Below are 18054 nucleotides of genomic sequence, written 5' to 3' on the forward strand. Positions count from 1 at the left end.
GGAGGGATCCACACGTGAAATACCTGCGCGTCATCGCATCGGCCTTTCTAGTCTTGCTGGGCTCCATGCTCATCGTGGCGTGGGCGCTATCGCTCCAGGCCGTGAAGTCGATCGAGAACGGCACCGCGGCAGAGAAGCTGGTCACGACCACGCTCGAGGCTCCCCAGACCGCCGAGTTCGTCGCCGATCAGGTCCAGGCGGCGCTCGCCGAGCAGGTCGAAAGCCAGGCGGGCGATATCGCCCTGGTGTTGCTCGACGACCAGATCCACGGCGGTCTGGTCGCGGTGCTCCAGTCGGACGCCTTTCTGGGCACCATCACCACCGCCGGCAACGCCGCCCAGGATCGTCTCCTCGCCGCGATCTCCGATCCCGATAGGGAGCCCGGCCCGCTTGCGATCGACATCGACCTGGGCACGCGCATCAACACCGCCATCGATCAGATCCCGGTCGTCGGAGCGTTCATCCCCGACATCGAGTTCCCCGAATACTCGGTTGAGATCGTCGATGCGGACACGTTTGAGGACGTGCGCAGCGGCTACGCGGCGATGGAGTGGGTCGCGACGTGGTTCGTGTGGATCGGCGTGACCCTTATCGCGGCGGGCGTGGCCGTCGCGCCGCGCTGGCGCCGGTTCCTTCCGCGCGCACTACTCGCCGCGGGCCTGTTCGGCATCGCCGTCGCGTTCGTGCTGGGGTCCATGGGTCCGCGCACCATTGCCAGCTTCATGCCGGGAGGGCGCGACGGGGGGTTGGGCACGCTCATCGAGGACGTCATCGGTGACACGGCCCTCGCGCCGGTGACCAACGTGTTGCTGACGCTCGGCCTGGTCGCGCTCGGCCTCGCGCTCATCTGGGCCTTGGTGATGCGGTTCGTGCCGGGCATGGCCGGCCGTGACGACCCGGCGCCGGTCGACGCGGAGGAGGCCGATGCCGTGGTTGCCGATGAGGACGACGAGTCGTCGGCCGAGGTGACGGACACGACCGAGTTCGAGTCGGTGCCGCCGACGGCGGCGACGGCGGTGGCCCAGCCGACGACGGATGGCGCGCAGCCTCCGTCGATCCAGCCGACCGAGGAGCGCCGGCCCGACTAGGCCAGGCGTGCGGTGGTGCGGCGCACCACCAACTCGTATGGCAGGTCCTCGTCGATGGCGTCGGGCTTGTTGCCCGTGAGTTCGTCGACGATCATCTGGGCGACGTGGCGCCCTTGTGCCTCGGGGAACTGGTCGATGGTGGTGAGGCCAAAGAAGTCCGCCAGGTCGTGGCCGTCGATGCCGATCACGGACAGGTCAGCGGGCACGGAGCGCCCCAGGTCTCGCGCGGCGAGGAGGGCGCCGATGGCCATCTCGTCGGACGCCGCGAAGATCGCGGTGGGGTGCACGCGCGGGTCGCCCAGGAGCTGCAGGGTCGCCTCGTAGCCGCCCTCGATGGTGAAGTTGGCGCCGCGCACCAGCAGCGGGTCGGCCTCGATCCCCGCGTTCGCCAGCGCGGCCTCGTAGCCCGCGCGCCGTGTCGCGGGCATCTGAAAGTCGCGCTCGAAGTCGGGGTCGCCGGTGATGTGGGCGATGTGGCGGTGGCCCAGGGACACCAGGTGGTCGGTCGCGAGCCGCGCGACGCCCGTGTCGTCGAGGCTCAGCGTGTGGAGGCCGGGAATCGGGCCGCCCAGGCCCACGACGGGCCGGGAGAGGTCGGCGAGGGCCGCGCGCTCGTGGTCGTCGAGTTCGAGGTTGACGGCGATCAGAGCGTCCACGCGCTGGCGACGCAGAAACTCGTCGAAGAGGCGAGCGCGCCGGTGCGCCACATCGGAGTCCATCTCGAGCCCGTCCGCGGGAGCGAGATGGTAGAGCGTGACGTCGTAGCCCGCGTCCGTGAGGGTGCGCTGCGCACCCTTCAGCACGGCCATGAAGAACCAGCTGTCGAGGTACGGCAGCACCACCCCCACGTTGCGTGTGCGCCCCGACGCGAGCGAGGAGGCCGCGGCAGAAACCACATAACCAAGCTGCTTGGCCGCGGCCTCGACGCGAGCGCGCGTGGCGGGCGAGACGGAGGACTTTCCCGACAGCGCGCGCGACACCGTGGCGGTGGACACGCCAGCGAGTTCCGCGACCTTCTGGATCTTGGCCAACGTGGCGCCTCCTTCGCGGGCGGTCCGTGGATGGTTTAGCGGCGCACCCAGACCGTGGTGTCCGGAGGAATCGTAGCGGCCACCTCACTCGAGGCGAGCAGCACCTCGCCGTCGGGTAGCGGGACCTCGACGCCGGGATCGATCGTGGTCCACACCTCGAGGTCGCCCGTGCGGAACGCGAGGGCGCCGGCAGGGGCCTCGGAGATCCACTCGATGGCGTTGCTCGCGAGGCCCAGGTCGCGCCGCAGGCCCAGCGCCTTGCGGTACAGCGACAGGGTCGACGACGGCGAGTTCTCCTGGGCGTCGCGGGCCAAGAGCGCCCACTCGGATGGCTGGGGAAGCCAGGTCTCGCCCGTGGGGGAGAAGCCATAGGCGGGCTCGTCCGCGCTCCACGGCAGCGGAACGCGGCAGCCGTCGCGGCCGTAGCGTTCGCCCTCGGTGCGGAACCAGGTGGGGTCCTGGCGGGCCTCGTCGGGGATGTCGATCGCCTCGGGCAGGCCCAGCTCTTCTCCCTGGTACACGTAGGCGGAGCCGGGAAGCGCAAGCATCAGGGCGGAGGCGGCGCGACCGCGACGGAGGCCCACCACGGGGTCGGGAAGGCCCGCGGAGTGGGGGCCGATGCCGTGGCCTTGCGGGTTCTCGGCCGTCAGCGCGAGGCGGCTTGCGTGGCGCACCACGTCGTGGTTGGAGAGCACCCAGGTGGAGGGCGCGCCCACGGCGCCGAACTCCTCGATGGATTCGTCGATGACGGCGCGCAGGTCCGCGGCCTTCCAGTCGGTCTCGAGGTAGGCGAAATTGAACGCCTGGTGCATCTCGTCCGAGCGCACCCACTTGGCCATCTTGGACAGCGGCACCACCCAGGCCTCGGCGGCGAGGATGCGCTCGCCCTCGTACTCATCGACCACGCTTCGCCACCGGCGCCACACGTCGTGCACACCTTCCTGCGCCCAATAGGGCGACTGCGGGCCCTCGTCGCCACCCATCGAATTGGCGTCCTCGGCGACGGCGAAGTCGGGCAGGCCGTCGGCCTTGATGAGGCCGTGGGCGACGTCGACACGGAAGCCGTCGGCGCCGCGGTCGAGCCAGAAGCGCAGCACACGGTCAAACTCGTCGAGCACCTCGGGGTTGGACCAGTCGAAGTCCGGCTGGCTCGAGTCGAACAGGTGCAGGAACCACTGGCCGGGCGTGCCGTCTTGGTTGGCGGTGCGGGTCCACGCCGGGCCGCCGAACACCGACTCCCAGTTGTTCGGCGGCAGTTCGCCGGCCTCGCCCTTGCCATCACGGAAGATGTAGCGCGCACGCTCGGACGATCCCTCGGGAGCCGCCAGCGCCGCCTGGAACCACGCGTGCTGATCGGAGCTGTGGTTGGGGACGATGTCGACGATGACCCTGAGCCCCAGTTCGTGGGCGCGTGCCACCATCGCGTCGAAGTCGGCGAGGGTGCCGAACAGAGGATCCACGTCCGTGAAGTCTGCGACGTCGTAGCCGGCGTCCTTCTGGGGAGACGTGTAGAAGGGTGACAGCCAGATGGCATCCACGCCCAGCGCGGCGAGGTCTCCCAGGCGCGTCGTGATGCCGCCGAGGTCACCGATACCGTCGCCGGAGGAGTCCGCGAACGAGCGCGGGTAGATCTGGTAAATGACGGCGGTGCGCCACCAGGCGTCGGCTGCGGTGCTCATCGGGGTCCTTTCGGCAGGAAGGACGACGCGCAGCGGCTGCGGTGCCGTCCGGGAGACGTGGGGTCTGCGCCCCGGGCATGCCTCCCAATGTAAACGTTTGCAGGTGGCGCGCGCAAACGCGCGGTGGGGGACGTTCGTCCCGCGAGCGAGCCCGGCACCGGCCCTAGCCTGAAGGCAGTCGGGCGACGCGGACGGGACATACGCGCCGCCCGACTTTTTTCCTCGGAGGTGTGCGATGGCGAACGACAGCGACAGGCTCCTCGACGACGTGGACCTCATCACCATGGGCCATGTGCCCGGAGGCGCGGCGCTCGCCCGCGAGGCCGCCCCCGCCCACCTCGACCTGACCGCCACGCACCCGGCTCAGTGGGGCGCGTGCGTCATTGGTGAGGCCTGCGCCATGGTTCCCGGCGACTGCGCGGTGGTTGTCACCCCGGCGCCGCCGTTCGCCATGCTCGACGCCCTGTACGCCGTGACCGGTGATGCGGTCATGATCGAATACCTCGCCACGGGCCCGGACGCCTGGGTGAGCGCCATCACCCGGATCGACTAGAGGGCCCTGACGGTCGCGCTGCAGCGCGGGAACGTGCTGCAGCCATAGAAGTCACCGTACTTTCCCCGTCGCCTCACCAGGGTGCCCTCGCCGCATGTACGGCACGGCTCCACCCGCGCTGCCTGGCCTCCGGCGTCGGTGACCTCCACGTCGGGATCGTCGAGGAGCTCCAAGATGAAGGGCGACTCGCGGCCCGCGACGGTGACGAGGGTCACGGTGTGCCGCGCGCGAGTGAGCGCCACATACAGGAGTCGACGTTCCTCTGCGAAGGGGTACGGGTCCGGCTCGGCCATGGCGAGCGCGAGGACAGGATCGTCCTCGACGGTGCTGGGAAGACTCGAGCGTCCGCTCGTGACGCGCGGCACCACGATGTGGTCGGCCTCGAGCCCCTTCGAGCCATGGATGGTGCGAAATGCCGTGCGCAGCCCGGCCGGGACGTCGCGCGGCAGCACGCTCCGGTCGTGGCGGTAGCGGCCCAGCACGTCCACGGAGGCGCCGCGATGCTCGCGCGCGATGGCGCGAAGCCGCTCACCGATGGCGCCGGCGATCGCGTCATCGCTGTCGACCCGCATCACGGTGATCGCGGGCCCGCCCGGGCCCGCGAAAGAACGCACTGTCTTGGGCAACTGGGCCGGATTGCGCGAGACGAACCTGCCCGCGACATCGGCCGTCGTCTGCGTGCAGCGGAAGGTGGTCTCTAGCCGGCGGGTGAGGGCCGGACCAAAGAACTCCGCGAATCCGGTCATCACCTCCAGGTCCGCGCCGGCGAAGCGATTGATCGCCTGCCAATCGTCGCCCACGGCCAGCAGGTGCTTACCGGGCCCATGCGTGAGCGCCTTGGCGATCCGTGCCCGCGTGCGGCTGGTGTCCTGGAATTCGTCGACCATGACGAGGTCCCATCGGGCCAGGGCAGGGTCGCGCTCGAGCACGGTGGCGGCGCGCGCGAGCATGTCGTCGAAGTCCACCGCGTCCGCGGCGCGGAGGTCCGCCTCCCACTCGTCGTGCAGCGGCCAGTACAGGTCGAGGAACAGGCGAGTGCGGAGCGTGTCGAGCGCCGGGCGCTCGCGTACGCGCTGCTCGACGTCGGCGCGGGACAGCGACGCGCCCTTGACGTGTGCCATGAACGTGCGCACTAGTTGGGACAGGCGTTCGTGGGCGAGGGGCTCGGCGCCCGGCGGCGAGCGGTCCGGGTTCCAGTCGAGCGCGACGCCCAGCCCCTCGAGCGTCCTCGCAAGCTCCTCGAACCCGGAGTGGTCGAGGATGGCGTGGGATGCCGTCTCGATCAGCGTGGTCCCGTAGCGCGCATGAAGGTCCCGCTTCCACCGCATGGAGTCGGCGTATCCCGTGAACTCCTCGGGCACGGTGCCGTCGGCCTGCAGCGCCCAGTGCTCGTGCCACGCGTCGATCGCGGGGTAGTAGAAGTCGGGTCGGTACTGGCCGTGCTCGGCATCGGCAACATCGTGTGCGTAGGGATGCTCGTAGCGGTAGTCGACTCCGTGGAGGTACAGCCAGTCGGCGATGAGTCGCTCGCCCTCGCTCTTGACCGTCTCGCCGCGGTAGGTCGCGAAACCCGTGGCGCCGGTGCGCGGGTCATAGCTGTCCGGGCCCGCGGTGGACGGCGACGCTAACGCCTTGCCGTGGAGCAGCCGGAACAGGTCCCAGCGGAACCGGAAGGCAAGGTCGCGGTCGCGCAGGCGGTCGACGAGCTCCTCGATCTTCGCGGACTCCTTGCCCTGCTCCACCCACGGAGCGACCCGGGGCTTGCGCCCGGTCGCGGCTCCGATGACCTTGAGCCCGAACGCGTGGAAGGTGCTCACCTCGATACCCGTGGAGTCGAGCCCCAGGGCTCCCATGCGGGTCTCGACGCGTGTTCGCAGTTCGCGCGCGGCATCCGCGTTGAACGCGAGCATGAGGATGCGTTCGGGGGGAACAAAGCCCCGGTGAACGACGTATGCGGCGCGCGCGACCATCACGGAGGTCTTGCCCGATCCGGCCGCGGCGATGACCCGCACGCGGCTGTCGTGGGAGACCACGGCGTGGGCCTGTTCTGTGGTCAGCGGCGAGCGCTCGACCCGCGCGAAGAAGTCGGCCTCGGCCGCGAGTTCGCTGTCCAGGATGGCCTTGTTGGTGCGGCTCAGCGTGGCCAGGTGGTCGGCGGACAGGAACGCGAGCGCCTCATTTTCGGCGGGGCTGAGCAGCCTCGGCAGCGTCGCGCGCTCCAGGTCGCTGAACGGCGCCAGCGCATCGTCAAGCGACGGCAGCCCCGCCAGGATCGGAGCGATGTCGTCATACGCGACCCATTGTCGATGGGCGATGCCGTGGCCGAGCCGGCGCTCGAACGCCGCCTTGGCTGCGGCGCCGGCGGTGAGCGCCACGCCGAGGTGGCCGCGTGCGGCCACCCGGGCGAGCGTGGAGCGCATGGCCACGGCATCGGCCCGCCTCAGGCCCCGATAGCGCCGGGGACGCGGCCCGTCGGAGACGACGAGGGCGCGTCCGAACCACCACCAGCGCACCGTCAGGCGCGCGGCGTCCGTGCCGCGAAACTCCTGGGAGGAGGCGTCGTCGGTCAGGGTGAGGAGGTTGTCGTCGTGGGTGAGCGACCACCCTCGTGCCCCGTGCCATGTGGTCGCCATCCGCACATCTTGCCCGACCGACGCGGCGGTTCGGGACACCCCGGGGACACGCTGCAGTACCGTGACCGTGCTTGGCGCGAACCGATGTGACGCAGCGCCCGTCGCGCGCACGATACGTTTGCCCTCGGCGTGTGAACGGGATGGAGGGAATCGGATGAAGATCCTGGTGCTGATGAAGGTGGTGCCGGACACCTATGTGGACCGCACCCTGAACCTCGAGACGGGTCTCGTGACCCGCACCGCCGAGGAAGCGGTCCTCGACGAGGTCGACGAGCGCGCGCTCGAGGTGGCGCTGTCCTATGCCGACGCGCACGAGGGCACCGAGGTGGTGACCCTCGCCATGGGACCGGAACTGGGACAGGCGAGCCTGCGCAAGGCACTGGCGATGGGGGCCGGCCACACGGTGCAGGTCGTCGACGATGCACTCGTGGGCGCGGACATCACCCTCACGGCCCAGGTGCTCGCCGCGGCCGCCTCGCGGCTGGGCTTTGACGTCATCCTCGCTGGCGACACGTCGACGGACGGCGGGGGAGGCGCGGTCCCGGCGGCGATCGCGGAGCTGCTGCGGCTGCCTTGCGCGAGCGCCCTGTCCGAGGTGACGCTCGCCGAGGACGCCGTGACGGGCGTGCGCGCCTCCGACGGCGCCACGATGCGCGTCAGCGCACCCCTGCCCGCGATCGTCTCCGTGACCGAGGCGCTCGGAGCGTCGCGCATGCCCAACTTCAAGGGCATCCTCGCGGCGAAGAAGAAGGAGATCGAGGTGCTGACCCTCGCGGACCTGGGCGTCGATGCCGACGACCCTGACGTCGCACGCACCATCATGATCAGCGCAGCCGCGCGCCCGCCGCGAGAGGCAGGCGTCAAGATCGTCGATGACGGGACCGCGGGCGATCAGCTCGCGGCGTTCTTGGTCGAGAACCGACTAGCGTGAGGGAGCACATCATGACCGCACCGATTCTTGTGTTGCTGGACCGCACTCCCGACGGCGCGCTCGCGTCCTCGTCCGCGGGCGTGTTGGGTGCCGCCGCGTCCGTGGGCACGCCCGTCGCCCTCATCGTGGGTGACGACGCCGCGGAGCAGGCCGAGGCCGCCGCCGCCCTGGGAGCTCACCGGGTCGTGACCGCCCCGGCGGGAGCGCCCGTGATCGCGACCGTCGACGCGCTCGCCGCCGCTGCCGATGCGGTGCGTCCCGCCGCCGTGCTCGTGTCGCACTCCGTCGAAGGTCGCGAGGCCGCTGCACGCTACGCGACCCGCGCTCGGGCGGGCCTTTCCATCGACGCAGTGGGCGTGTCTCGTGACGACCAGGGCGTGGTCGCGCACCACAGCGTCTACGGAGGCGGGTTCCTCGTCGACTCCGCGCCGACCTTCGGTGCGCCGGTGATCACGCTGCGCGAAGGAGCGGTCGAGGCCCGTGCGGAGGCGGTGGCATCCGTGACTGCCGAGCCGCTCACCGTCGAGCAGTCGGGCCTTCCCGCGCTCACCGTCGAGTCCGTCGAGCCCATCGTCGAAACCTCGTCGCGGCCCGACCTGCGCAGCGCCGCCAAGGTGGTCGCTGGTGGCCGCGGGTTGGAGTCGGCGGAGAAGTTTGCCCTCGTGGAGCAACTCGCGGATGTGCTGGGCGCGGCCGTGGGCGCATCCCGCGTGGCCGTCGACGAGGGGTTCGTCCCCTCCTCGCACCAGGTGGGCCAGACCGGCGTCTCCGTCTCGCCCGACCTCTACATCGGCCTGGGTATCTCGGGCGCCATCCAGCACCGTTCAGGTATGCAGACGGCGAAGATCATCGTGGTCATCAACACCGATGCCGAGGCTCCGCTGTTCGAGATCGCCGACTTCGGCGTGGTGGGCGACCTGTTCGACGTGGTGCCGCAGCTCATCGCGGCTCTCGAGGCGAGGACGCAGGCGTGAGTGCCATCAGGCGGGGCCTCCCGCGCGTGCCGGGCGGCGAGCCCTGGCCTCCCGCGCGCGAGGCTCCCGCGCACGTCGTCGCGGCGAGCGTCGAGGACGTGACGACGGCCGATGCAGTGGCAGGCTCAGCGACCGCCGTCGGCTCCCCGCGGGGCGACGTCCCGCTGCGCCGAGGCCTGCCGCGCGTGGCGGGCGGCGAGTCGTGGCCCGCCGAGGGTTTCGCGCCCCACTGGGTGGTGTCCGCGACAGACGCCGCGCAGGAGGCCGCGCAGGAGGCCGCGCGGGAGGCCGCGGGCGTTGAGCCTGAGGCCGCCGTTGCGGAAGACGCCCCGGTGCTCGCGGGCCCCGCGCCCACGCGCTCCCGCCTGCACCCTCATGCCCGCCGTGCGCTCATGGCAGCGGCCGCCCTCGTCGTGGTGGGTGCCCTTGCGGTGCTGGTATCTCGCTGGTTCCTCGGCACGGATGCCGGCGAGGGCTTCGTGGCCGATCACCCCGGGACGTATCCGCTGCCTGCGGACGCTCCCGTCGGTATCCCCGCGTGGCTGTCGTGGACCCACTTCTTCAACGTGTTCCTCATGGTGCTGATCGTGCGCACCGGACTTCAGGTGCGTCGCCAAACCCGACCACCCGCGTACTGGACGTCGCGGACGGAGCCCACGTCGCGCATCGGCCTCCCGTCGTGGACCCACCAGGCGCTCGACGTGTTCTGGGTGCTCAACGGTGTGGTGTACATCGTGATGCTGTTCGCTACCGGGCAGTGGATGCGCATCGTGCCCACCAGCTGGGAGGTGCTGCCCGGGGCCGTGTCGACGACGTTGCAGTACCTGTCTCTGGACTGGCCCGCCGAGAACGGGTGGGTGTACTACAACTCGCTCCAGCAGATCGTGTACTTCCTCACGGTGTTTGTCGCGGCCCCGCTGGCGATCGCGACCGGTGTGCGCATGAGCCTGTACTGGCGCGGCGGCGAGCGCTGGGATCGCCTGTACCCCGCGAGCGTGGCTCGCAAGCTGCACTTCCCGGTGATGATCTACTTTGTCGCCTTCGTGGTCGGGCACGTCGCCTTGGTGCTCGCGACGGGCGCGCGGGAGAACCTCAACCACATGTATGCCGGACGGGACGACGTCAGCTGGGTGGGGGTGGGTATCTTCGCGCTCTCACTCGTGGTGATCGTGGCCGCGGCCGTGGCCTTGAGGCCCGTCTTCGTGGCGCCGGTCGCCGGGAAGTTCGGGACGGTCAGCTCGCGCTGATACGTGCGCGCCGCGTGCACGTATGCACGTATGCACGTATGCACGCGTGTGCCGTGCGACGGCTGCTGCGGCCGGCGGGCACGACGAAGGCCCGCCCCGGCGAGCCGGGACGGGCCTTCGGTGAAGCTACAGGGACGACTTAGCAGTCGTAGTAGAGCTCGAACTCGTGCGGGTGGGGACGGAAGCGCAGCGGGTCGATCTCGTTGGCGCGCTTGTAGTCGATCCACTCGGCGATGAGGTCCTCGGTGAACACGCCGCCCTCGGTGAGGTAGCCGTGGTCACGCTCGAGCTCGTCGAGCACCTTGGAGAGCGAGTCCGGAACGGTCGGGATCTGGGCGTGCTCCTCGGGGGGCAGCTCGTACAGGTCCTTGTCAATGGGGGCCGGCGGCTCGATCTTGTTCTTGATGCCGTCGAGGCCCGCCATGAGCAGCGCCGCGAACGCGAGGTAGGGGTTACCGGACGAGTCGGGGGCGCGGAACTCGATGCGCTTGGCCTTGGGGTTCGAGCCGGTGACCGGGATGCGGACGGCGGCCGAACGGTTACGGGCCGAGTACACCAGGTTGACCGGGGCCTCGTAGCCCGGCACCAGGCGGTGGTAGGAGTTCACGGTCGGGTTGGTGAAGGCCAGCAGCGAGGGCGCGTGCTTCAGGATGCCGCCGATGTACCAACGCGCGATGTCGGACAGGCCGCCGTAGCCGGCCTCGTCGTAGAACAGCGGCGAGCCGTCCTTCCACACCGACTGGTGCACGTGCATGCCCGAGCCGTTGTCACCGAAGAGGGGCTTCGGCATGAAGGTCGCAGTCTTGCCGTTCTTCCACGCGACGTTCTTGACGACGTACTTGAACTTCATCAGGTCGTCGGCGGCGTGCAGCAGCGTGTTGAAGCGGTAGTTGACCTCCTGCTGACCGGCGGTGCCCACCTCGTGGTGCGCGCGCTCGAGCTCGAGGCCCACCTCGCCCAGCACAGTGCACATCTCGTCGCGCAGGTCGGCGTTCTGGTCGCCGGGGGAGACGGGGAAGTAGCCGCCCTTGACACGGGTCTTGTAGCCGAGGTTGGGGGAGCCGTCGAGCTCCTTCTCCACACCGGTGTTCCACCAGCCCTCGGAGGAGTCGATGTGGTAGTAGCCCTCGTGCATGTTGGTGTCGTAGCGCACGGAGTCGAAGATGAAGAACTCGGCCTCGGGGGCGAAGAACGCGGTGTCGCCGATGCCGGTCGACTTCAGGTACTCCTGCGCCTTCATCGCGACGTTGCGCGGGTCACGGGAGTAGGGCTCGTCGGTGAACGGGTCCACCACGGAGAAGTTCACGACAAGGGTCTTCGCCTTGCGGAAGGGGTCGATGTACGCCGTCTGAAGGTCAGCGATGAGCTTCATGTCGGACTCGTTGATGGCCTGGAAGCCGCGAATCGACGAACCGTCGAACGCCGCACCGTCTTCCAGAACGGTCTCGAACTGCGACGCGGGGACATTGACGTGCTGCATCGCGCCAGGGAGGTCGCAGAAGCGGATGTCGATGTACTCGACCGCCTCATCCTTCACATACGCGAGTGCCTCTTCGGCAGTCTTGAACATCCGTGTGCTCCTTGATTTGGTCGTGCCTGTAGCTGGCGTTGGCCAGCCTAGGGTCAGGCGGTTTCCCCCAGGTTCGCCGAATGTTACAAACGCGTTTCCTGGGTCCACCGGGCGCACCCCCTCAGACGGGGCGTCGACGTCGGCGTCGCTCCTGACCCTATACCCACGCGATTACGATGGACGGGTGAGCCACTCCACGACCATGCCTCAATCCACCGGCGCGCTCGTGGGGCGTCGCCTGCTGGGCTTCGTCATCGATTGGGTGCTGTGCCTGGTGATCTCCTCGGCCTTCTTTGTGGACGCGGCCTACGCGGACGCGACCGGCATCGCCCGCATCCTGTCCGCGGGTGACCCGATCGCCACGCTGCTGATCTGGGCTGGGCAGCACGCGATCCTGGTCGCGTCGCTCGGCACCACCATCGGGCATCGCGTGGCGGGCGTCCGCGTGGTGCGGCTCGACGGCGCGCCCATCGTGGGCGTCGCGAAGGCCCTGACACGCACGGTTTTGCTCGCGCTGGTGATCCCCGCAGTGGTGTGGGGGCCCGATGGGCGCGGCCTGCACGACCGCGCGGCCGGGACGGCCGTCGTGCAGACCAGGGGAGCGGCGGCATGAGTGGGGCCGATGCCGTGGCTGGCTCGCGCTTGCAGCTCACCGTCGCTGGCGTGCTCTTCGACATGGACGGCACCTTGGTCGACTCGAACGCGCTCGTCGACCTGATCTGGAAGGAGTTCTCCGACGCCCACGGCTTTGACGGCGTCGAGGTGCGCGCCTTCGCGCACGGGCGCCCCTCGCGCGCCACGGTCGCGACGTACCTCGACGACGAGGAACAGATCGCCCACTGGATCGACCACATTCACCACCTCGAGGCGACCGGATTCGATGCCGTGAAGGAGATTCCCGGTGCGAAGGCGCTGGTGCATGCGCTGCCGCGTGAGCGCTGGGCCGTGGTGACCTCCGCGATCCGGGAGCCCGCGAAGGCCCGCATCGCCGCAGTGGGCATCGACGTGCCGGACATCCTCATCGGCGCGGACGACGTCGCCCACGGCAAGCCGGACCCGGAGGGTTTCGCGGCGGCCGCCGCCGCGCTCGGTCTTGATCCCGCCGCATGCGTGGTGTTCGAGGACACCGATGCCGGCGCACGTGCCGGCCTCGCCGCCGGCTGTCGCGTGGTCGTCGTGGGCCATGGCAGCTCCGAGGTGCTGGATGCCCTTCCTCACGTCGACGACCTCACCCAGGTGAGCGTCACGACGCAGCCCGACGGGCGCATCGGCCTCACGATCGACTGAAGCCGGCCACGGCATCGGCCCTCCGGAGCGACGAACGGCGCCCGCGGCGCCCCGCCCCGCGCCGCAACGCTCCCCGCCGCCGCCCGCGTCACGAAGTGACGGTGATCCGGCAGACACGCCGTTGACCGCCGACTGAACCCCGGCGTGTCGACACAATGACCGTCACTTTGTAACGCGCCGGCGGCCCGGAACGAGACACGCCGCCCACCCCGAAGGGTGAGCGGCGTTCGTGAGCGCAAGTCTTAGCGGCCGCGCATGGCCTTGCGATCTGGGCGGGCCCGCATGGGGTCCACGCCCTTCGGCAGCGGCAGCTTGGCGCCGCCGATGGCGTTGAGGCGCGCGGCGACCTGGGCGCGCTGCGCCTTGGTGAGCGCCTTCTTGTGCTTCTTAATGGCCTTCACGAGGCTTTTCAGAGGCACCTGGCCCTCGCCCGTGCCCTCGTAGATCACGTGGACCGGGACACCGGGAACCAACTTGGTGATGCGGCGCTGCGTGGCCTCGACCTGCTTGCGCGCACCATTGCCGCCCTCGGCAATCAGCACCACGCCGCCCTTGCCGACGCCCTGGAAGACGATGCCCTTGCCACGCGGGTCGACCGAGATGGGCTCCTCGTTGAACTGCCAGCCCGAGCGGATCGACTGTGCGATCGAGATGGAGGCGCCGGGCTGGCCCTCCATGCGGATGTAGGCGTTGCGCTCAAAGCGACGCGTCAGCGTGTACATCGCCGCGAGGGCCGCGAGCAGCACCGAGAAGATGATCGAGTAGACCAGGATCCAGGTGGAGCCCGACAGCAGACCGATCACCACGCCGATGCCGATCACCACCAGGGGGATCGCGATCATCAGCGGCAGGAGCCACTTGTCGTAGGGGGCCGTGGACTTATAGGCCTGCGCTACGAGCTTGTACCAACGCGGCCGCTTCTCGGGTTCTTTCGCCATGATGCCGCACAGTCTAGTCGCCGTACGGGCGGCTAGGGCGCGACGTTCGCCCTCAGCAGGAAGGACGCTGCGGAGCGGCCCACGTGAGCAGCGCTGCGGCCTCCTGGCGGGCCTCCATCGGCTCGCCCAGATGGGCGAGCGACTCGGGGATGGGACGTCCCTTGGAGGTCATGGCCTGACCCCACAGGCGGCCGGCGCGGTAGCTGGAGCGCACCAGCGGGCCAGACATCACGCCCAGGAAGCCGATCTCCTCGGCCGCCTCCGACAGGTCCACGAACTCCTCGGGCTTGACCCACCGCTCCACGGGGTGATGGCGGGGGCTCGGGCGCAGGTACTGGGTGATCGTGATGAGGTCCGTGCCCGCGTCGTGCAGGTCTTGCAGCGCCTGGAGCACCTCCTCCATGGTCTCGCCCATACCCAGGATGAGGTTGGACTTCGTGACGAAGCCGTCGGCCTGTGCGCGGCTGATGACCTCGAGCGAGCGCTCGTAGCGGAAGGCGGGGCGGATGCGCTTGAAGATGCGCGGCACGGTCTCGACGTTGTGGGCGAGGACCTCGGGGCGGGAGGAGAACACCTCGGCGAGCTGGTCGGGGTCCGCGTTGAAGTCGGGGATCAGGAGCTCGACGCCCGTGCCGGGGTTGAGCTCGTGAATCTGGCGCACCGTCTCGGCATACAGCCACGCGCCGCCGTCGTCGAGGTCGTCACGCGCCACGCCGGTGACGGTCGAGTACTTGAGCCCCATCTGCTGGACGGACTTCGCGACCTTGAGCGGCTCCATGCGGTCGAGCGCGCTGGGCTTGCCGGTGTCGATCTGGCAAAAGTCGCACCGGCGGGTGCACTGGGCGCCGCCGATGAGGAACGTCGCCTCACGGTCCTCCCAGCATTCGAAGATGTTGGGACAGCCCGCCTCCTCACACACGGTGTGCAGGCCGCCGCCCTTCACGAGCGACTTGAGTTCCGTGTATTCGGGACCCATCGTGGCCTTGGTGCGGATCCATTCGGGCTTGCGCTCGATGGGGGTCTCCGCGTTGCGGGCCTCGATGCGCAGCATGCGGCGGCCTTCGGGTGCGAGGGTCACGCGAGCTCCTTATGGGGGTCGGGGACGGAGGCGGGGGTGTGCTCCTGTACGTCCCAGCGTACGGGGGCGAGGGCGTGGGCCAGGAATCGGGTGGCTTGGTCGACCACCCCGGCGATCTGGACGTCGCGTCCCAACTCGCGGCTCAGAGAGGTCACGTCCGCATCGGAAATCCCGCACGGGACGATGGAATCGAAGCGGCCCAGGTCGGGATTGCAGTTGAGGGCGAAACCGTGCATGGTGACGCCCTTGGCCACGCGCACGCCGATGGCGCAGATCTTGCGCTCCTGGCGCTCGGCGGTGGCCGGCAGCCAGACTCCCGAGCGCTCCTCGACCCGCATGGTCTCGAGCCCATAGACGGCGCACAGGTCCATCACGGCCTGCTCGAGCTGTCGCACGTAGCGCACCACGTCCACGGGTTCGGCGAGGCGCACGATGGGGTAGCCCACCAGCTGGCCCGGTCCGTGCCACGTGATGCGGCCTCCGCGATCGACGTCAACGACGGGCGTGCCGTCGGTGGGCCGGTCCCATGAGGCCGTGCGCTTGCCCGCGGTGTAGACATCCTCGTGCTCGAGGAGGACAAGGGTGTCGGGACGCTCGCCAGCCACCCGCTGGGCGTGTAGGCGCCGCTGGAGATCCCAGGCTTCGGTGTACGGAACCAGGCGTGCGCCCAGGTCGACGGGGACAATGTCCATAAGGTTCTCAGGCTAACGCGTTGACCTCCGGTCGGAAAACTCCTCCTTGAGGACGATGCCCCATCCGACATGTGTGGGAATACAGTGACGCGACCAGCGTTAGGAGCAGCATGTCAACGTCTCAGCGCACGTGGTGGCGCCCCCTCGTTCTCGTCGTCGTGATCGTCGCGTGGCTCGCCATCGGTGGCGCCGGAGGCCAGACCTTCGGCAAGCTCTCGGATGTCCAGGAGAACGACTCCGCGGCCTTCCTACCGTCGTCCGCAGAGTCGACACTGGCGGCCGAACAGCACCGCGAGTTCTCGCCCGTCACGAGCCTGCCGGGCATTTTTGTGGTGGACGGCGTGAGCGGCGAGGACGACCTCGCCCAGGTGCAGTCCTTCGTGGACGAGGTCGTCGAGGCGCCCATCGAGGGCGACCCCGAGGGCCGTACGGTGGGCGAGGTTCTCTCGCCGCCCGCAGGTGAGCAGGCGCCGCAGGTGGTGCCCAGCGAAGACGGGGAAGCGGCGCTTGTCGCCTTCTCGATCGACGCGGAACTGGCCGAATCCGCCGTGGGCGAGGGCACCCTGGGCGAGTCCGTCGCGCAGACCATCCGCGCCGTGTGGGCCGAGCAGGACACGGAGCTGGACGGCCACCTCACGGGCGCTCTGGGTATCCTCGCGGATCTGCTCGAGGCGTTCGCGGGCATCGACGGCATCCTGCTGCTCGTCGCCCTCGCCGTGGTCCTCGTGATCTTGTTGATCGTCTACCGCAGCCCTGTGCTGCCGCTCCTCGTACTGACCACCGCGATGATCGCGCTCACCGGCGCCATCCTCGCCGTCTACGCCATGGCCGACGCCGGGATCATCTCGCTGAACGGCCAGGCACAGGGCATCATGTTCATCCTGGTGGTCGGCGCGACCACCGACTATGCGCTGCTGCTCGTGGCCCGTTACCGCGAGGAACTACTGCGCACGCCGTCGCCGTATACGGCCATGGCCCACGCGTGGAAGAGGTCGGTGGAACCCATCGCCGCCTCCGCGATCACCGTGATTCTGGGACTGCTGGTGCTGCTGCTGAGCGACCTCAAGTCCAACGCCGCGCTCGGCCCGGCCGGCGCGCTCGGCATCGTCGCGGCCCTGTTCGCGGCCCTCACGCTGCTCCCCGCGTTGCTGCTCATTGGTGGCAAGCACGCGCGCGGCGTGTTCTGGCCCGCGATGCCTCGCTATCGCGAGGAGACGGCCGATGCCGTGGTCGCCGACCCGTCCGAGGGCAAGGGATTCTGGGCTCGGATTGCCAGGGGAGTGGACGCACACCCGCGTCGCACGTGGATCGCCGCCGCTGGCGGGTTGCTCATCTTGGCAGCCTTCGTGCCGACGTTTAAGGCATCCGGCCTTGGCGAGCAGGAGGTCTTCACCCGCGACACGGACTCCGTGCTCGGCACGGCCGTGTTGGAGGACCACTTCGACGCGGGCGCCACGTCGCCTATCCGCATCATCGTGCCCGAGGACCAGGCGGACGCCACCGTCGAGGCCACCGCGGGCGTCGACGGCATCGAGGACGCGTACCTGCTCACGCCCTCGGTCGCGCAGGGTGCGCCCGCGGGTGTGGGCGGTCCGGAGGACCCCATCGTGGTCGACGGCCGCGTGGAGGTCGTCGCCATCACGCAGGTGTCATCGAGCTCGAACGAGGCCGCCGACATCGTCCAGGACGTCCGCGATGTGGTGCACCCGCTGGCGGACGACGTGCTGGTGGGAGGCACCGCGGCCGAACAACTCGACACGCGTCTGACCACTCAGCGCGACACCGCCGTGATCCTGCCGACCATCCTCGCCGTCATCTTCGTGGTGCTGGTGCTGCTGCTGAGGGCCGTCGTCGCCCCGCTGCTCATCGTGCTGGCGAACATCGTGTCCTACGGCGCGACCATCGGCCTGTCGGCACTCCTGTTCAACCACGTGTTCGGCTTCCCCGGCTCCGATCCGTCCGTGCCGTTGCTGGGCTTCGTGTTCCTCGTGGCGCTGGGCGTGGACTACTCGATCTTCCTCATGTCGAGGGCGCGCGAGGAGTCCCTGGCGCACGGCAACAGGGCCGGTATTCGCCGCGCGCTGGCGGTGACCGGAGGCGTCATCACCTCGGCGGGCATCGTGCTCGCCGCGACGTTTGCGGCGCTGGGTGTCATTCCGCTGATCTTCCTCGCGCAGATCGCGGTCATTGTGGGGCTCGGCGTCCTCATCGACACCTTCGTCGTGCGCTCGCTGCTGGTGCCCGGCCTGGTCGCCGACGTGGGGCGCCGCTCGTGGTGGCCCTGGAGCTCGCGCATCGCGGACTAACCCTGTGGAAAACGTCCAGCCTGTCGCATGGCGCGGCAGGCTGGACG

At 69.5% G+C, this 18054-nt stretch carries 15 protein-coding genes; 8 read left to right on the forward strand and 7 right to left on the reverse strand.

Annotated elements, in window-relative coordinates:
* Positions 1 to 14: 14 nt before the first annotated feature.
* A complete protein-coding gene (locus B7K20_RS04805; protein ID WP_084101122.1) occupies positions 15 to 1088 on the forward strand; it encodes a hypothetical protein in 1074 nt (357 codons plus the stop codon).
* Here B7K20_RS04805 and B7K20_RS04810 read toward each other — a convergent pair.
* Positions 1085 to 2119: a LacI family DNA-binding transcriptional regulator gene (locus tag B7K20_RS04810; RefSeq protein WP_084101124.1), complete on the reverse strand. Its 1035-nt coding sequence runs from the start codon at positions 2117 to 2119 to the stop codon at positions 1085 to 1087. The genes B7K20_RS04805 and B7K20_RS04810 overlap by 4 nt on opposite strands.
* A gap of 35 nt (positions 2120 to 2154) precedes the next feature.
* Positions 2155 to 3798 carry a glycoside hydrolase family 13 protein gene (locus B7K20_RS04815; protein ID WP_084101126.1) on the reverse strand — a complete coding sequence of 548 codons (1644 nt, stop codon included), beginning with the start codon at positions 3796 to 3798 and terminating at the stop codon, positions 2155 to 2157.
* A 235-nt stretch (positions 3799 to 4033) separates the two neighbouring features.
* Here B7K20_RS04815 and B7K20_RS04820 point away from each other — a divergent pair, with 235 nt between their 5' ends.
* The gene (locus tag B7K20_RS04820) at positions 4034 to 4351 is read left to right on the forward strand and encodes a hypothetical protein (protein ID WP_084101128.1); all 318 of its coding nucleotides are present in this window, start codon (positions 4034 to 4036) and stop codon (positions 4349 to 4351) included.
* Here B7K20_RS04820 and B7K20_RS04825 read toward each other — a convergent pair.
* Positions 4348 to 6984, reverse strand: coding sequence for a UvrD-helicase domain-containing protein (locus B7K20_RS04825; RefSeq protein ID WP_084101130.1), 2637 nt, complete (start codon positions 6982 to 6984; stop codon positions 4348 to 4350). The two genes, B7K20_RS04820 and B7K20_RS04825, sit on opposite strands and share 4 nt — an antisense overlap.
* 154 nt (positions 6985 to 7138) lie before the next feature.
* On the opposite strand from B7K20_RS04825, the gene B7K20_RS04830 reads away from it, so the two are divergent.
* From B7K20_RS04830 to B7K20_RS04840, 3 genes are read left to right on the forward strand one after another with little or no spacing between them, the layout of a single operon-like run.
* The gene (locus tag B7K20_RS04830) at positions 7139 to 7915 is read left to right on the forward strand and encodes an electron transfer flavoprotein subunit beta/FixA family protein (RefSeq protein WP_084101132.1); all 777 of its coding nucleotides are present in this window, start codon (positions 7139 to 7141) and stop codon (positions 7913 to 7915) included.
* Positions 7916 to 7926: 11 nt separating this feature from the next.
* Positions 7927 to 8889: an electron transfer flavoprotein subunit alpha/FixB family protein gene (locus tag B7K20_RS04835; protein ID WP_084101134.1), complete on the forward strand. Its 963-nt coding sequence runs from the start codon at positions 7927 to 7929 to the stop codon at positions 8887 to 8889.
* Positions 8886 to 10136 (forward strand): cytochrome b/b6 domain-containing protein, encoded by a 1251-nt coding sequence (locus B7K20_RS04840; RefSeq protein WP_084101136.1) that lies wholly within the window; start codon positions 8886 to 8888, stop codon positions 10134 to 10136. The genes B7K20_RS04835 and B7K20_RS04840 overlap by 4 nt, the downstream gene beginning before the upstream one ends.
* Positions 10137 to 10275: 139 nt before the next feature.
* On the opposite strand, the gene glnA is transcribed toward B7K20_RS04840, so the two are convergent.
* Positions 10276 to 11706, reverse strand: a complete 1431-nt coding sequence (gene glnA, locus B7K20_RS04845) for a type I glutamate--ammonia ligase (protein WP_084101138.1) — start codon at positions 11704 to 11706, stop codon at positions 10276 to 10278.
* A 184-nt stretch (positions 11707 to 11890) separates the two neighbouring features.
* Here glnA and B7K20_RS04850 point away from each other — a divergent pair, with 184 nt between their 5' ends.
* Positions 11891 to 12319 carry an RDD family protein gene (locus tag B7K20_RS04850; RefSeq protein ID WP_234985722.1) on the forward strand — a complete coding sequence of 143 codons (429 nt, stop codon included), beginning with the start codon at positions 11891 to 11893 and terminating at the stop codon, positions 12317 to 12319.
* Positions 12316 to 12993, forward strand: coding sequence for an HAD-IA family hydrolase (locus tag B7K20_RS04855; protein ID WP_084101140.1), 678 nt, complete (start codon positions 12316 to 12318; stop codon positions 12991 to 12993). Before B7K20_RS04850 ends, B7K20_RS04855 begins: the two co-directional genes overlap by 4 nt.
* A 242-nt stretch (positions 12994 to 13235) precedes the next feature.
* Here the strand turns inward: B7K20_RS04855 and B7K20_RS04860 are convergent, their stop codons facing one another.
* Genes B7K20_RS04860 through lipB form a run of 3 tightly spaced genes read right to left on the reverse strand, consistent with a single transcriptional unit; the run spans position 13236 to position 15701 of the window.
* Positions 13236 to 13931 carry a DUF4191 domain-containing protein gene (locus B7K20_RS04860; protein ID WP_084101142.1) on the reverse strand — a complete coding sequence of 232 codons (696 nt, stop codon included), beginning with the start codon at positions 13929 to 13931 and terminating at the stop codon, positions 13236 to 13238.
* 52 nt (positions 13932 to 13983) lie between these two features.
* Positions 13984 to 15009, reverse strand: coding sequence for a lipoyl synthase (gene lipA, locus B7K20_RS04865; protein WP_084101144.1), 1026 nt, complete (start codon positions 15007 to 15009; stop codon positions 13984 to 13986).
* Positions 15006 to 15701 (reverse strand): lipoyl(octanoyl) transferase LipB, encoded by a 696-nt coding sequence (gene lipB / locus B7K20_RS04870; RefSeq protein WP_084101146.1) that lies wholly within the window; start codon positions 15699 to 15701, stop codon positions 15006 to 15008. Before lipB ends, lipA begins: the two co-directional genes overlap by 4 nt.
* A gap of 110 nt (positions 15702 to 15811) precedes the next feature.
* On the opposite strand from lipB, the gene B7K20_RS04875 reads away from it, so the two are divergent.
* Positions 15812 to 18007, forward strand: coding sequence for an MMPL family transporter (locus tag B7K20_RS04875; RefSeq protein ID WP_084101148.1), 2196 nt, complete (start codon positions 15812 to 15814; stop codon positions 18005 to 18007).
* Positions 18008 to 18054: the final 47 nt, after the last annotated feature.

This window comes from Demequina sp. NBRC 110051 (assembly GCF_002090055.1).
In the GTDB taxonomy this organism is placed as follows: domain Bacteria; phylum Actinomycetota; class Actinomycetes; order Actinomycetales; family Demequinaceae; genus Demequina.

Coding starts and splice junctions, on each gene's coding strand:
- B7K20_RS04815 (WP_084101126.1), bottom strand. CDS start 3,798: ATGAGCACCGCAGCCGACGCCTGGTGGCGCACCGCCGTCATTTACCAG.
- B7K20_RS04820 (WP_084101128.1), top strand. CDS start 4,034: ATGGCGAACGACAGCGACAGGCTCCTCGACGACGTGGACCTCATCACC.
- B7K20_RS04825 (WP_084101130.1), bottom strand. CDS start 6,984: ATGGCGACCACATGGCACGGGGCACGAGGGTGGTCGCTCACCCACGAC.
- B7K20_RS04830 (WP_084101132.1), top strand. CDS start 7,139: ATGAAGATCCTGGTGCTGATGAAGGTGGTGCCGGACACCTATGTGGAC.
- B7K20_RS04835 (WP_084101134.1), top strand. CDS start 7,927: ATGACCGCACCGATTCTTGTGTTGCTGGACCGCACTCCCGACGGCGCG.
- glnA (WP_084101138.1), bottom strand. CDS start 11,706: ATGTTCAAGACTGCCGAAGAGGCACTCGCGTATGTGAAGGATGAGGCG.
- B7K20_RS04855 (WP_084101140.1), top strand. CDS start 12,316: ATGAGTGGGGCCGATGCCGTGGCTGGCTCGCGCTTGCAGCTCACCGTC.
- B7K20_RS04860 (WP_084101142.1), bottom strand. CDS start 13,931: ATGGCGAAAGAACCCGAGAAGCGGCCGCGTTGGTACAAGCTCGTAGCG.
- lipB (WP_084101146.1), bottom strand. CDS start 15,701: ATGGACATTGTCCCCGTCGACCTGGGCGCACGCCTGGTTCCGTACACC.
- B7K20_RS04875 (WP_084101148.1), top strand. CDS start 15,812: ATGTCAACGTCTCAGCGCACGTGGTGGCGCCCCCTCGTTCTCGTCGTC.